The organism is Xenorhabdus eapokensis (assembly GCF_001908105.1).
On sequence record NZ_MKGQ01000029.1, the window covers coordinates 1 to 13536 of the forward strand.

Annotated in this window: 15 protein-coding genes; 9 read left to right on the plus strand and 6 right to left on the minus strand. The window is 43.0% G+C overall.

The features are described 5' to 3' along the window. Positions 1–43: 43 nt before the first annotated feature. From Xedl_RS15330 to Xedl_RS15340, 3 genes are all read right to left on the minus strand, one after another. A complete protein-coding gene (locus Xedl_RS15330; protein WP_074024691.1) occupies positions 44–499 on the minus strand; it encodes a hypothetical protein in 456 nt (151 codons plus the stop codon). Between the two features lies 1 nt (position 500). Further along, positions 501–1769 (minus strand): tyrosine-type recombinase/integrase, encoded by a 1269-nt coding sequence (locus tag Xedl_RS15335; protein WP_074019027.1) that lies wholly within the window; start codon positions 1767–1769, stop codon positions 501–503. 184 nt (positions 1770–1953) lie between these two features. Next, positions 1954–2817, minus strand: coding sequence for a YicC/YloC family endoribonuclease (locus Xedl_RS15340; RefSeq protein ID WP_074024692.1), 864 nt, complete (start codon positions 2815–2817; stop codon positions 1954–1956). Positions 2818–2941: 124 nt separating this feature from the next. On the opposite strand from Xedl_RS15340, the gene rph reads away from it, so the two are divergent. Both rph and pyrE read left to right on the plus strand, forming a co-directional pair. Beyond that, positions 2942–3685 carry a ribonuclease PH gene (gene rph / locus Xedl_RS15345; RefSeq protein ID WP_074024693.1) on the plus strand — a complete coding sequence of 248 codons (744 nt, stop codon included), beginning with the start codon at positions 2942–2944 and terminating at the stop codon, positions 3683–3685. Between the two features lie 111 nt (positions 3686–3796). Beyond that, on the plus strand, positions 3797–4438 hold the full coding sequence (gene pyrE / locus Xedl_RS15350; RefSeq protein ID WP_074024694.1) for an orotate phosphoribosyltransferase: 642 nt from the start codon (positions 3797–3799) through the stop codon (positions 4436–4438). 240 nt (positions 4439–4678) lie between these two features. Here pyrE and slmA read toward each other — a convergent pair whose 3' ends face one another. From slmA to coaBC, 3 genes are all read right to left on the minus strand, one after another. After that, the gene (gene slmA, locus Xedl_RS15355) at positions 4679–5278 is read right to left on the minus strand and encodes a nucleoid occlusion factor SlmA (RefSeq protein ID WP_074024695.1); all 600 of its coding nucleotides are present in this window, start codon (positions 5276–5278) and stop codon (positions 4679–4681) included. A gap of 140 nt (positions 5279–5418) precedes the next feature. Then, positions 5419–5877, minus strand: a complete 459-nt coding sequence (gene dut, locus Xedl_RS15360) for a dUTP diphosphatase (RefSeq protein ID WP_074024696.1) — start codon at positions 5875–5877, stop codon at positions 5419–5421. Further along, positions 5855–7099 carry a bifunctional phosphopantothenoylcysteine decarboxylase/phosphopantothenate--cysteine ligase CoaBC gene (gene coaBC / locus Xedl_RS15365; protein WP_074024697.1) on the minus strand — a complete coding sequence of 415 codons (1245 nt, stop codon included), beginning with the start codon at positions 7097–7099 and terminating at the stop codon, positions 5855–5857. Before coaBC ends, dut begins: the two co-directional genes overlap by 23 nt. A 255-nt stretch (positions 7100–7354) precedes the next feature. On the opposite strand from coaBC, the gene radC reads away from it, so the two are divergent. From radC to Xedl_RS15405, 7 genes are all read left to right on the plus strand, one after another. Beyond that, positions 7355–8047: a RadC family protein gene (radC, locus tag Xedl_RS15370; RefSeq protein WP_074024698.1), complete on the plus strand. Its 693-nt coding sequence runs from the start codon at positions 7355–7357 to the stop codon at positions 8045–8047. A gap of 275 nt (positions 8048–8322) precedes the next feature. Further along, entirely contained in the window at positions 8323–8559 is a 237-nt protein-coding gene (gene rpmB, locus Xedl_RS15380; RefSeq protein WP_038239873.1) for a 50S ribosomal protein L28, read from the plus strand. An 11-nt stretch (positions 8560–8570) separates the two neighbouring features. Then, positions 8571–8738 (plus strand): 50S ribosomal protein L33, encoded by a 168-nt coding sequence (gene rpmG / locus Xedl_RS15385; RefSeq protein ID WP_010847629.1) that lies wholly within the window; start codon positions 8571–8573, stop codon positions 8736–8738. Positions 8739–8900: 162 nt separating this feature from the next. Then, positions 8901–10019: a glycosyltransferase family 4 protein gene (locus tag Xedl_RS15390; protein WP_074024699.1), complete on the plus strand. Its 1119-nt coding sequence runs from the start codon at positions 8901–8903 to the stop codon at positions 10017–10019. A 187-nt stretch (positions 10020–10206) separates the two neighbouring features. Then, positions 10207–11196: a glycosyltransferase family 9 protein gene (locus Xedl_RS15395; RefSeq protein ID WP_074024700.1), complete on the plus strand. Its 990-nt coding sequence runs from the start codon at positions 10207–10209 to the stop codon at positions 11194–11196. A gap of 16 nt (positions 11197–11212) precedes the next feature. Continuing rightward, positions 11213–12334 carry a glycosyltransferase family 4 protein gene (locus Xedl_RS15400; RefSeq protein WP_074024701.1) on the plus strand — a complete coding sequence of 374 codons (1122 nt, stop codon included), beginning with the start codon at positions 11213–11215 and terminating at the stop codon, positions 12332–12334. Then, positions 12315–13490 carry a glycosyltransferase gene (locus tag Xedl_RS15405; RefSeq protein WP_074024702.1) on the plus strand — a complete coding sequence of 392 codons (1176 nt, stop codon included), beginning with the start codon at positions 12315–12317 and terminating at the stop codon, positions 13488–13490. The genes Xedl_RS15400 and Xedl_RS15405 overlap by 20 nt, the downstream gene beginning before the upstream one ends. Positions 13491–13536: the final 46 nt, after the last annotated feature.

Genomic DNA, 13536 nt, shown 5'->3' on the forward strand with positions numbered 1-13536 from the left:
AGGTTTTTCTCATTCCAGCAGGTCACTTATATAGGCACTTATCTTATTTGGGCGGACAGAATACAGGAAAAACAATTACGTTCAAAAAAGATTCCGAATGGGTTCTTAGTTCTACCCCCTTGGCTAATAACTCCTCTCCTCCCAATTTTGACAATATTTCTTTTCCGTTATTTTTGTTAGCAATTGTGGCAACTGCTTTTAAACACCGATCTTTAATTGGTTGAGGAGTTAATTCTTCATCAACTAAGAGATAGGCTAAAGCAAACATATGATCTGCGTTATGTAACTGAGAATTTCCTCCACCAAATAATCCAGATGTTTTTATTATTTTTCCAATGTAAGGGTGATAAATATCATAAGCCAATTTCTTATCTGAGGGGATTTCTTCTGTTCTTAAGTCTGGATTTAGTCCACATAATAATAAAGATAATTGCTTTGTATTTAAGGCTGGAGTTTTTGCCTCTCGTTCAAATATTCCTAATTTAATAAAGCTGACCACGTTATTTCCTCGTTACATTTTTATTTATTGGAGTCACGTTGTAATTGTTTCCATTTTCTAATGACACTAACAAATTACACCATTGAGATAATGCCACTTTACGTTCATCAAAATAATCATGTCGGTTATAGATACCTTCGACACCCTTTATGCGATGATTCAAACAGCGTTCAGCCACAAACGGATCAACACCTAACGCGGCTAAGTGGGTTCTGGCGGTTCGTCTAAAGTCGTGGATAGTGAAGTTAGGTATGTTAACAGGTAATGCGCGTCTGACTTTGGCAAGTGCAACGGGTAGGGTAGTTTCCTGAATATGAGGGATCATGCGATGTTGCATTTTTCTTGCTGGCAATACGTATTGACTACCACAGGCCATTGGCTTTAATTCCATGAACCAATCGATAACTTGCGGACATAGAGGAATATCTACTGCATCACCATTCTTACTTCGTTCTGCTGGGAAATGCCAAACTCCATTAGCAAAATCAAACTCCTCCCAACGAGCGGCGCATAACTCCATTTTGCGTAAGCATAGAGCTAGTAATATCTTAAAGCTGATTTCATTCTGACGGCTGATTGTGGACGTTCTGAATGCCCTCAGCACAATGATTAGTTCTTCTCTGGTTAGCCATCTATCGCGTGATACCTCTTTCCCACCAGCATCAGCAACCTCGAATGCTGAACAGGGATTTACATCAATGATTTGACGCCTGATACCGTAATCAAATATACGTCTGACCCATCGTAGAACATCTGTCGCTATAGTTGGTGCACCTCTGTCAACAATGCTCTTTAGCATTTCATCAATATGACGGGGTTTAACATCTTCAATATTCATATCACCAATGCGCGGGTTAATATCCTTATCGATACGTCTACGCAATATGTCGGGATGTTTCCAACGAGGAAGTATCTGTCGTTCGAAGTATTCGGCTGCTAAATCTGAAACTTTGATAGCATTTTTTTCAGCCTCAATTTTTGCCAGTGCCTCAGCTTTACGCTCTTGTTTCTCCATAGCAACGTCGTAGCCCAGTGATACGCGGGCTGATAGCTCTCTGGTGAGTTCTCGTGCTTTAGCTAGTGATAGATCAATGTATGAACCTATCAGGACGGCACGACGCTTTCCGGCAAATTTATATCTAAATCGCCAAACAGGATGCTGATAATTTTCTCTATAGCATAAATATAAGCCGTTACCGTCGGCTCTACCTTCGAATCTCTCTCCTGATTTTATCCATGCTCTGATCTGCTTGTCTGTGAGCTTTGGCATTGAGTTATCTCCTACGGCTAGAGTGGGTACACCTAAAATGGTTTTAACTAGCTAAGGTGTACACCTAGGTGTACCCGATAATCATGCGCTATTGTGATTCTTTGTGCAACCTTATGATAGAACAAAAGCCAGTAATAACTTGTATTATCTGGCTTTTTGATATTTTGTGAGTCTCTATGAAACACTATTCAATATTTTGAATTTGCTCGCGCATTTGCTCAATCAGTACCTTCAGCTCAATCGCAGAATTCGTTATATCTGCATTAATTGATTTTGAAGCCAATGTATTCGATTCGCGGTTAAATTCCTGCATCATAAAATCCAGTCGGCGGCCGACGGCTTCTTTTTTCTTCAGGATATTACGTGTTTCTTTGACATGGGCATCCAGACGATCCAACTCTTCTGCCACATCAATACGTTGAGCTAATAAAATTAGCTCTTGCTCAAGGCGATTATTCTCTAACTGAATTTGTGCTTCTTCCAACTTGGTTTGTAGGCGTTCACGCTGCCATTGCAGGATTGCTGGCATTTGTTCACGGACTTTAACCACTTCCACAATTACCGCATCCAAACGCTGCTCAATCAGTGCCTTGAGCGCTTGCCCTTCGGTTTCTCGACTCTGGATAAAAGAATCCAGCGTCAGATCTAATTCTGCTAATAATTGTGCACTGATGGTATCTAAATCCTGCTCTTCGGCAGACATCACGCCCGGCCAGCGCAGGATATCTACCGGATTAATTTCACCTTCATTACTCTGCTGTTTAACCCAGCTTGCTGATTCAACCAGTTGTTTTGCCAGCTTTTCATTCAGGATCAAGGAATTTTGGGCAAGGGTATTCAATTCAAAACGCAGGTTACATTCTACTTTGCCGCGCGTCAGGCGGGAACGAATGCGCTCACGGATGACAGGTTCAAGGCTTCTGAATTGCTCTGGCAGGCGAATATAGGTTTCTAAGTAACGCTGATTGACAGAACGCAGTTCCCATGCTGCATTTCCCCAATCTCCCTTGATATCTCGCCGTGCAAAAGCAGTCATACTACGGATCATAATTCGTTCCCAATGTATAAAATGATGTGCGGATTATAGCGCCCCATGTAGATGCAGGATAGGCATTCGCCGCATTAGGCCGTATAATGCGCCCCTAAAATGTACGAACAACGGAGATCACACTATGAGCTTAGTAGGAAAGCGTCCAGCGGGAAGGTCAGCAGGGCAGGTGCGTCCTATTAAAATGACCCGTCATTACACCAAACATGCGGAAGGCTCTGTTATGGTGGAATTTGGGGATACCAAAGTGTTATGTAATGCCTCCGTTGAAGAAGGCGTTCCCCGTTTCCTGAAAGGCCAAGGACAGGGCTGGATCACCGCCGAATACGGCATGTTGCCACGGGCGACTAATAGCCGTAATGCGCGCGAAGCGGCCAAGGGCAAGCAAACAGGCCGCACGATGGAAATCCAACGCCTGATTGCCCGTTCATTACGTGCTGCCATCGACTTAAAAAAGCTGGGAGAATTCACTATTACGCTGGATTGTGATGTGATTCAAGCGGATGGTGGTACTCGTACAGCGGCTATTTCTGGTGCTTGTGTAGCACTAGTTGATGCCCTAAATAAGTTGGTTGTAGAAGGCAAATTGAAAGAAAGTCCACTGAAAGCGATGGTTGCGGCAGTCTCTGTGGGTATCGTTGAGGGGGAAGGACGTTGTGATCTGGAATATGTCGAAGACTCTGCGGCTGAAACTGACATGAATATCGTCATGATGGATGACGGCAGAATGATTGAAGTACAGGGCACGGCAGAAGGTGAACCGTTCAGCCATGATGAGTTGCTCTCACTACTCTCACTGGCAAAAGAGGGATTGGAAACGATTTTTAAAGCGCAGCGAGATGCGTTAGAACAAGACCTATTAAAATAATAAATAAATCAGGCGGCTGAAGAGTCGCCTTTTTTATGCCTGCAATTTACCTGCAATAATATCTGCAATAAATAGTAATGAATGACAGAAGATCAAAGAGGAGAAACTCCAATGAAAGCCTATCAGCGCGAATTTATTGAACTGGCACTGGAAAAACAGGTGCTGAAATTTGGCGAATTTACGCTGAAATCTGGTCGCAAAAGTCCCTACTTTTTCAATGCGGGCCTGTTTAATACTGGACGTGACTTGGCGTTGATTGGCCGTTTCTATGCGGCAGCACTGCTAGATAGCGGAATTAAGTGCGATTTGCTGTTTGGGCCAGCTTATAAGGGGATCCCGATTGCGACAACTACCGCAGTGGCATTGGCCGAACATCATGATATTGATATGCCTTATTGCTTTAATCGCAAAGAAGCTAAAGATCATGGTGAAGGTGGATCGCTGGTTGGTAGCCCTCTGCAAGGTAATGTTGTCGTTGTGGATGATGTCATTACCGCAGGTACGGCGATTCGTGAGTCGATGGAAATCATTAAGCAGCACGGAGCAACGCTATCTGGTGTGATTTTGTGCCTGGATCGTCAGGAACGTGGGCGTGAAACGCTTTCAGCGATCCAAGAAGTTGAACGTGACTACCATTGTCAGGTTTTCTCCATCATTACCTTGAATGATTTGGTGAGTTATTTGCGCGAAAATTCAGAGATGCAATCTCATCTGGAAGCGGTAGAAGCTTATCGCAAAGAATACGGGATTTAATGGTTCGTAAACTGGGTTGAGTGAAAAAAATCCCTCGCCCAAGTATGGGCGGGGTGAGTAGTAGAAATGGCATCTATCTATATAGTAAGGATTGCGACAATGATGCCATTATTAAGTCACTTAGTAGTGAACTCAATGAGCTGGGACATGTTAACACAACTCATAAAAAATCCGCACGTTATCATTCACTGTATAAGGATATAAACTTAGGATGTGGCAATAACCTATTGTCGTGGTGGATTATTGCAGTTGGGTCAATATCAATGGCCAGCGTACTTCAAATTCAGTTGTCGGGCGATAGCGAAATTCAGAGCGAACAAAACGGGAGAGCATCCCTTCACAAAACGCCAGTAACTGTGATGCCAACACGGATTCGTCATAAGTGAATCCTTGCCCATCACGGATTTTTCTCTCTTTTAAAATTTGGCGAAGTTGCATTTCAATTCGCTCAAATAGCTGGTTGATGCGATTTTGTAATCTGTCTTGTTCGAACATTAGGGCATGGCCGGTCATGATACGGGTCAGTCCTGGATTTCTTTCTGCAAAACCCAAAAGAAGGACGAGGATTAACCGAATGCGTGTGATGGTGTCCTTTTCGTCTTGTAGGATCAGATTGATACGTGAAATTAAGGAATCTTCAATAAATTCAATCAAGCTGTCAAACATCCGGGTTTTGCTCGGAAAATGACGGTAAAGGGCTGCTTCAGAAACACCAACGTTTGCGGCAAGTTTTGCAGTAGTAATGCGTTGGCTGCCATCACTGGATTCCAGCATGTGTGCCAGTGCCTGCAAGATTTCCTCACGTCTATTTTTCTTTTTTGTACGTTCTTTTTCTGCCATGTCTGGTAAGACCCCTGCTAAAACAGCAAAACAAATCCAGCTATTTTTTGCCACAATGTTATTGCTGCCAAAACATGTTACCGAAACATTGTGGGCAAAAAATATGAAAATCGATTGGCGGTATCAGGCCTTATGGAAAGTTATTGACGACCGGAATGGCCAAATCCACCATTGCCGCGTTGGCTCTCCTCAAAATCTGCGACTAAATTAAATTCAGCCTGGACAACGGGGACAAAAACCATTTGGGCGATACGTTCGCCAGGTTCAATGGTGAAAGTTTTATCACCGCGGTTCCAAACTGAAACCATTAATTGCCCCTGATAATCTGAATCGATAAGACCTACTAAATTGCCCAGAACAACGCCATGTTTGTGACCCAGACCAGAGCGAGGGAGAATAACTGCCGCTAATTGTTCATCTGCAATATGGATAGCAATCCCCGTTGGCAAAAGTTCAGTTTGACCGGGAGCCAATTTCACTGCATTATCCAGACAAGCACGTAAATCTAAACCCGCAGAGCCAGGTGTAGCATAAGTCGGTAAAGGAAATTCTTGCCCGATGCGGGGATCAAGGATTTTAACGTCGATTTTTTTCATCATAGCGTTTGAATATCTCGTCTAATAAGCGGTGGCTGAGTTGTAATTTACCACTGTGGGGTAACTGAACACTACCATCATGCCAGAATAGATGTAATGCGTTAGTATCACTGTTGAAGCCATGTCCGGCCAGGGATACATCATTTGCGCAAATCAAGTCCAGATTTTTCTGCTGGAGTTTTCCGCGGGCATATTCTTCCACATTCTGGGTTTCGGCTGCAAATCCAACGACAAATGGACGATTTTTTTCCATGGATGCAACGCTCGCTACAATGTCAGGATTTTTCACCAGTGTAAATGTGATTTCATCCCCCTGTTTTTTGATTTTCTCTGTTGAGATTTGCTTGAAACGATAGTCAGACACAGCAGCGCAACCGATAAAGATGTGCTGTGAGGCTGCGGTAGCTTGAACTTGTTCATACATTTCCAGGGCGCTACTGACCTCAATGCGTTTAACACCTTGTGGGGTGGGTAAATTAACGGGACCAGTAATTAATGTCACCTCCGCACCACGTTCTGCTGCTGCCTGTGCAATAGAAAAACCCATTTTACCGGAGCTGTGATTGCTGATGAAACGGACGGGATCTAAGGCTTCGCGGGTTGGTCCTGCGGTAATAGCGATGTGTAAACCAGAAAGGGTTTGTTCGGTATTAAAATGTTGCATTGCCCGTTCAACAATCGTCATCGGTTCCAACATTCTCCCTGGCCCAACATCACCACAGGCCTGACTGCCTTCATCTGGTCCCCAAATCAATACATTACGCTCTTTCAGTACCTTCAGGTTATGTTGGGTAGCCTGTGCTCGGTACATTTGTTGATTCATTGCCGGTGCAACCGCAATAGGTGCCGCGGAAGCCAGGCAGATTGTGGTGACTAAATCATTCGCCATGCCTGCGGCCAGGCGAGCAAGCAGATCTGCGGTGGCAGGCGCGAGAATAATTAAATCAGCCCATTTAGCCAGTTCGATATGCCCCATAGCTGCTTCTGCTGCGGGGTCTAGCAGATCATCTGAGACGGGATGACCAGATACTGCCTGTAAGGTCAATGGAGTGATGAAAGCTTCTGCCGCGGGAGTCATGACAACGCGTACTTGGGCACCACGATCACGTAGGCGTCGTACCAGTTCGGCAGTTTTGTAAGCGGCGATCCCTCCGCTGATTCCGAGGACTATCTGTTTACCAGAAAGTGAATTATCAGAAAGTGGTTTGCCGGAAAATCCTGTCATTTTGATTGTCCAGATTCAAGTTGTAATTCTCTAAGATTCTATCACAAGAAAATATTGCGTTGAGAATCGTCCCCATGTAGGTAGCTAAAAATGGTAAGTTTGCGAAGCGCTGCGCAAGCCTAGCAAGTCGATCTGGCGATGACTTTTTCATCATGGAATAGTAGGTGCGAAATGTAGGTGAGAGATGGCACCCATCGTTATAGGGGACTATAGGACAAGGGATTGGAACAAAGGATATTGAAGGGGGAGGAAATTATGGATTTAACGGTAACGGAAAGAAACGATGAATTGCATTTAAATCTTCTTCCCCGCGAGAAATTATTGGCTTATGGCGCTGTTTCCCTAACAGACGCGGAGTTATTGGCTATCTTTTTACGTACAGGTTCCAGGGGCGTTCATGTCGTACAAATGGCAGAATATCTGCTGAAATCATTTGGTTCGCTTTATCACCTTCTATCCGCGGATTACGATGATTTTTGTGCACATAAAGGGATGGGACAATGCAAGTATGTCCAATTGCAGGCGATATCTGAATTGGCAAAACGGTTTTTCTCCAGTCAATTTATCCATGAAGATATCATGAGCAGCCCCACGATGACTCAGAGTTATTTGCAGGATTTATTATCCTGGCAAGATCGGGAAATATTTGTGGTACTGTTTTTAACGAGCCAAAATAAAGTTATTTGTCATGATGAAATGTTTAAAGGAACAATAAACAAAGTTGAGGTTCATCCGCGTGAAATTGTGAAACAGGCGGTTAAGGTGAATGCTGCATCCATTATCCTTGCTCATAATCACCCTTCCGGCAATCCAGAGCCTAGCTTGGCAGATAAGTTGGTGACAGAAAAAATTATTGAGGCTTGTGACTTGGTTGGCGTTAAAGTTTTGGATCATATCGTCATTGGTAAGAAATCTTGTGTCTCATTTATGGAAAGAGGTTGGATTTAATACCATTTTTTCGCGATACGATCAGATCTTAGTTGTTCGGGACTTGAGCATCAGCGAATGAGGGCGTATACTACGCCACCTTTGAGGATCTTGGGTTTGACGAGAAGAGCCTATCTCAGTAAGTTTTTTTACTGGGAAAATGTGAGTCTTTTCAGTGACGTTCTTTTCAGTAACATCTTTTAATCAAGAGAGTTTGCTGAGATGGGCTCCTAAGCCTGACGAGGCGGTCACACCCAATACAAAGCTCGAGCTGATTTGATTTTTGGAGAATAGACATGTCCCGAGTCTGCCAAGTTACTGGCAAGCGTCCGGTGAGTGGTAACAACCGCTCCCACGCATTAAATGCGACTAAGCGTCGTTTTCTGCCTAACCTGCACTCTCATCGTTTCTGGGTTGAGTCTGAGAAACGTTTTGTAACTCTGCGTGTATCTGCCAAGGGTATGCGTGTGATTGACAAAAAGGGTATCGATACAGTTCTGGCTGAACTGCGTGCCCGTGGTGAGAAGTACTAAGGAGCTGAAAAATGGCTAAAGGTATTCGCGATAAAATCAAGCTAGTTTCTTCCGCTGGTACAGGTCACTTCTATACCACTACGAAGAACAAGCGTACTATGCCTGAAAAACTGGAAATGAAAAAATTCGATCCAGTTGTTCGTCAGCATGTTATGTACAAAGAAGCTAAAATTAAATAATTTTAGTGGATTATAAAAAGCCCAGCATCACGCTGGGTTTTTTTATATCTGTTGATAATGTCACTGTAGCTTATTTTTAAATTGGGTTACGTGTGTAGACCTATACATTGTTCAGTTATACTACCGTTTTTTCAATTATAAACCGTCAGGTGTAGCGCTAAAATGGTTAGAAAAACCTTGAATATCTTACATACAGAATCATCGTGTGGCTGGGGAGGACAGGAGATTCGTATCCTGACAGAATCTCAGGGCATGATACAGCGTGGTCACCATGTGGTTATCGTTTGTTGTCCAACTTCAACCCTTTACCGTGAAGCTCATCATTATGGTGTGCCTGTTGTTGCGCTCCCAATTGAAAAAAAACGTCTTTCTTGTCTTCGGGCAATGCGTCGTTGGCTAAAAACTGAAGGCCGCCAATTCGATGTCATCAATACCCACAGTTCTACTGATTCTTGGCTAGTGGCTGCGGCATGTGCCACATTAAAAGGTGCGCCTCCGATAGTCCGAACTCGTCATGTTTCGACTCATGTTTCAAAATCCATTGCGACTCGTTGGCTCTATTTGCACGCGGGTCAGCATATTGTGACAACCGGGGAAAAACTACGCCAATATCTGCATATAAATAATGATTATCCTCTATCTCACATGACCTCGGTACCGACAGGGATCGATTTGTTACGTTTTCATCCTGAAAGCAAATCCTTAAGCCGTCAGCGCATTGGCATCAAAGATAAGCCAACACTGGGTATTGTTGCCACAATGAGAACGTGGAAAGGCCATCGCTACTTGCTTGATAGTTGGAAAACTCTCCATCAACGTTATCCTGATTGGCAATTGCTGTTCATAGGTGATGGCCCCCAGAGAAAGAATTTAGAGCCGCGAGTTCAGCAGGAGGGACTAACAGAAAGTGTCATCTTTCTTGGTAATCGTCAGGATGTTCCTGATTGCTTAAATGCAATGGATATCTTTGCCTTGCCTTCGTTTGGTAATGAAGGTGTACCCCAGGGAATCATGCAGGCAATGGCATGTGGATTGCCTGTTGTATCTACATCAGTGGGTGCGATTACAGAAGCTGTAATTGATGGTGATACAGGGTATATTATCGAACCTAAAAATGTTGAGCAATTAACAGAAAAGTTAGATTTATTAATGCATGATGCAGGGCTGCGTTTACAAATGGGAGAGGCTTCACTACGACGGGCAACTCATTTATTTGGTATGGATAATATGTTAGAAAAAATGGAATCTATTTTTTATTCTGGTATGAAAAGTACACGGTGATATTTCGTTTATATCATTTTTATCCATAGTGAGCAGAATAATCGATATTTTTGTTAACTATTTGTAATTTAATTGTTTTTTTTGTGGTTCTGTTGTGTTTATTAACCGTAAATAGAACATTAACTAACTTTGCTGTATAGTACCTTAAAAAACCAATCCTTGGATTGATAATTTAATATTCATTATTATGCAACCCCAAAATATTTTAATCATCAATATCGCTCGTTTTGGTGACACCTTACTAATAACTCCGGTTATTCGTGCCCTGAAAGAAAAATGGCCAGAGGCAAATATTGATATATTTGTGCATAAAAAAACAAAAGAAATCCTTGAAAATATCGATTTAATTAATCAGTTGAAAGCCTTTTCAAAAGGCAAAGCGAGATGGTGTGGCTGGTTTTCTCGTCAGAACTATGATCTGGCATTTGTCTATGGCCATGATAAATCCTTATTGCAATATGCCAAACGTGTAGCAAATTTAACCGTTTATTTTTCGGATATCTCTGGTAAAAAACCAAATGAGTATGCTGTAGCAAGACCTAGAGAACTCATGCCTGCACAGCAGGAAAGAGCGCTGTTAATTGATGCGCTTGGGGTTGACGTGAGTAATTGGCGTCTGCAGTATAATGTAAGCCTGTATGAAGCGGAGTACGCCAGAGATTTTCTTCAACGGCAAGGGATAGAACGACAATTAAGAATTGGTTTTCAGTTACAGAGTTTCCCTGCAAAAGCCTATCGTGATTGGCCTGTAGAACATTTTTACCAATTAGCTCAACATATTTATCGTGATTATCCGCATGCGCATATTTTGCTGTTAGGCAGTAAAGATGGTGAAGAGTGCGCGCGAGTGCTGGCTGAGAAATTGGGCACAAACAGGTGCTCATCATTGGCGGGTAAGACTACGATGCGGCAAAACGCGGCAATCATGAGTCAACTTAATTTGTATGTAGGCGTTGATACTGGAACAACTCATCTGGCCGGAGCCTTAGGGATACCAATGGTTGCTCTGTATCACAGTTTTCACCCAGGGCACTTTCTCGCACCTCAACAACACCCCAAATTAGTGGTAATTGAACATCCGGTAGATTATAGACAGGCAACTCGTCAAGATACAATGTCAGCAATATCGGTAGATCAAGTCTGGCATTCTGTTCAGTACTTGCTGGAAAATGAATAAAAGGATAATGCACCAAATGAAGATAGGGTTTATCGATGTTACCGTTACCATATCGTATGGCGGCATTCAAACTGCTGTTTGGGAGTTAGCCAAGGCACTGACGGATGCTGGGCATGAAGTCCATATTTTCGGCGGTATCGGCGATGTGCGGCCTGCATTAGGTGGAAGAAATATCTATATTCATACTTTCCCATTTATCCCTAGAGAGCGCGTGTTTAACATCGGGCGTCGCTTCCAACGTATTGTTGAACGTTATTCTTTTGCTCGTCATGCCCGTGCAACAGTTATTGCTGAAAATTTTGATTGGGTAATTTTGACCAAGCCTTTTGATTTTTTCTGGCCCAGAATGATGCCTGAAACATCCCATACCCAGTTTTGCTATATGAGTGGTGGAACCAGTTTTTTTAAAGGGGATCGGGTATTGGGTAAGAAAATATCTGCATGGGTTGCATGTAGTCATTTTAATGCCTGGCAGATTCAGCATCATTTCAAGCAATTCCCAAGCGTCATCTATAATGGGGTAGATATCGATAAATTCAAACCATCTGGCTCTGATATCCGAACCCGACTGGATATCAATGAGAAAACGTTTTTATTAACGTTTGCTGGCAGGTTGGTTGGTTGGAAAGGCATGAAAGTCGCTATTGATGCAATGGCTTTGTTGCGGAACAAGGATGTAAAGTTATTAATTATTGGTGAAGGTGAGGATTTGAAATCGCTTAAAAAGCGGGTCTCTGCATTGCAACTGGAAAAATCCATCATTTTTCATCCTCCAGTTGGTCATGATCAATTACCTGAATTTTATGCGGCGGGTAATGCCGGTGTTTTCCCCAGTATTGGTGATGAGGCATTTGGTATTACTATTGCGGAAGCGATGGCGTGTGGGCGTCCTGTGATTGCCAGTTATATTGGCGGAATACCGGAAGTGGTTGGCAATGAAGGTAGTGCTGGTATTTTGGTGACACCAGGTGATGCTGTGGCTATTGCTGAGGCGGTAAATCATCTTTTATCTTTACCAGATAGAGGAGAAAAGATGGGGAAATCTGCCCGTCAGAGGATTGAAACGATGTACACCTGGGAAGATTCCGCTAGCCGTTTATTGAACGCCATAAAAAATAATGAAAATTGCGTATATTGATCCTTATCCTGTGCCTGATTATCGGGTTGCGTCACTGCAAATTTTGCAGAATGTAGACGCTTTTGCCCGTCAGGGGCATAGTGTTTACCTGATTACCCCAAAAGGCCAAAGCCAAGTTGAGGAAATTCTTGGCAGGTCATTACCGCCTTCTGTGGAATTAATTGCTCTGCGCGATATACGTGGAAAATGGTATTTTCCGCTAAATACCCAAAAGCTGTTTTATTTGCAAGTTTCTCGCTGGCTTAAAGAGCACCAAGTTGATGCCCTTTTTACTCGCAATATTAAAATGGCGAATTACCTTCTGTGTAATCATCCTGATATCCCTCATTTCTTTGAAAGCCATGAAGTATTTTCTCAATCGTTTAGAGAATCCCATGATTTGCTCAATCGTGGCAACCAACGTAAGTATCATAAACTGATAAAAATTGAACAGCAGGTTTATGCTAACTCTAAGGTCGTTTTTGCCCTGACTTCGCTATTACGAGAAGATATTTATAAGCAATATAGTGTCAAAACACCGATTATTGTGGCTCCCGATGGGGTTGATATGCTGGCGGTTGAATCTGCTAAGCAGACGCTTGCGGGTGGCAATGACAACCGTGAGTTTCCTAAAAAGGTGCTTTATTTGGGTAGCTTACACCGTTGGAAAGGTATTCCAACGGTAATGAAAGCTATGTCTTACCTGGATAACGTTGAACTGAACGTTGCTGGCGGTACTATTGAGCAAATAGAGAGATTGCGACAGACTGCTGAACAGATTGGTGTAAGTGATAAAGTCAATTTCCTTGGTTTTGTCCAACCCAGAAAACGCTTTCAGGTTATTGCTGATAGTGATATTTGTGTCCTGCCACTGACGAAAACCAGTATTGGTAGCCGCTATACCTCTCCCCTCAAGCTGTTTGAATATATGGCTATGGGTAAGCCTGTAGTTATTTCTGATTTCCCTTCCATTCGTGATGCTGTTGATGAAAATGCGGTAAATTTTGCTGATAGTGAAAATGCAGCGAGTTTTGCTGAACAGATTCAATGGCTGATTAATCATCCCACCGAAATGATGGCAAAAGTTGATTATTCGCAACGATTGGTTGCAGAACGTTTTAACTGGGATCAGCGTGCGAAGTTAATTATGGGCGTGATAGAGGAAAAACTGTCTTAGTGAATCCTCATCAAATCTGGCTGTAAATGATACATGAAAACGGTAT

What these genes read in the sequence shown, in the direction of transcription:
- Xedl_RS15390 (WP_074024699.1), top strand. Translation starts at nt 8,901, where the DNA reads ATGGTTAGAAAAACCTTGAATATCTTACATACAGAATCATCGTGTGGC.
- Xedl_RS15395 (WP_074024700.1), top strand. Translation starts at nt 10,207, where the DNA reads ATGCAACCCCAAAATATTTTAATCATCAATATCGCTCGTTTTGGTGAC.
- rph (WP_074024693.1), top strand. Translation starts at nt 2,942, where the DNA reads ATGAGCTTAGTAGGAAAGCGTCCAGCGGGAAGGTCAGCAGGGCAGGTG.
- Xedl_RS15335 (WP_074019027.1), bottom strand. Translation starts at nt 1,769, where the DNA reads ATGCCAAAGCTCACAGACAAGCAGATCAGAGCATGGATAAAATCAGGA.
- coaBC (WP_074024697.1), bottom strand. Translation starts at nt 7,099, where the DNA reads ATGACAGGATTTTCCGGCAAACCACTTTCTGATAATTCACTTTCTGGT.
- Xedl_RS15405 (WP_074024702.1), top strand. Translation starts at nt 12,315, where the DNA reads ATGAAAATTGCGTATATTGATCCTTATCCTGTGCCTGATTATCGGGTT.
- dut (WP_074024696.1), bottom strand. Translation starts at nt 5,877, where the DNA reads ATGATGAAAAAAATCGACGTTAAAATCCTTGATCCCCGCATCGGGCAA.
- rpmB (WP_038239873.1), top strand. Translation starts at nt 8,323, where the DNA reads ATGTCCCGAGTCTGCCAAGTTACTGGCAAGCGTCCGGTGAGTGGTAAC.
- Xedl_RS15340 (WP_074024692.1), bottom strand. Translation starts at nt 2,817, where the DNA reads ATGATCCGTAGTATGACTGCTTTTGCACGGCGAGATATCAAGGGAGAT.
- rpmG (WP_010847629.1), top strand. Translation starts at nt 8,571, where the DNA reads ATGGCTAAAGGTATTCGCGATAAAATCAAGCTAGTTTCTTCCGCTGGT.
- slmA (WP_074024695.1), bottom strand. Translation starts at nt 5,278, where the DNA reads ATGGCAGAAAAAGAACGTACAAAAAAGAAAAATAGACGTGAGGAAATC.
- pyrE (WP_074024694.1), top strand. Translation starts at nt 3,797, where the DNA reads ATGAAAGCCTATCAGCGCGAATTTATTGAACTGGCACTGGAAAAACAG.
- Xedl_RS15400 (WP_074024701.1), top strand. Translation starts at nt 11,213, where the DNA reads ATGAAGATAGGGTTTATCGATGTTACCGTTACCATATCGTATGGCGGC.
- radC (WP_074024698.1), top strand. Translation starts at nt 7,355, where the DNA reads ATGGATTTAACGGTAACGGAAAGAAACGATGAATTGCATTTAAATCTT.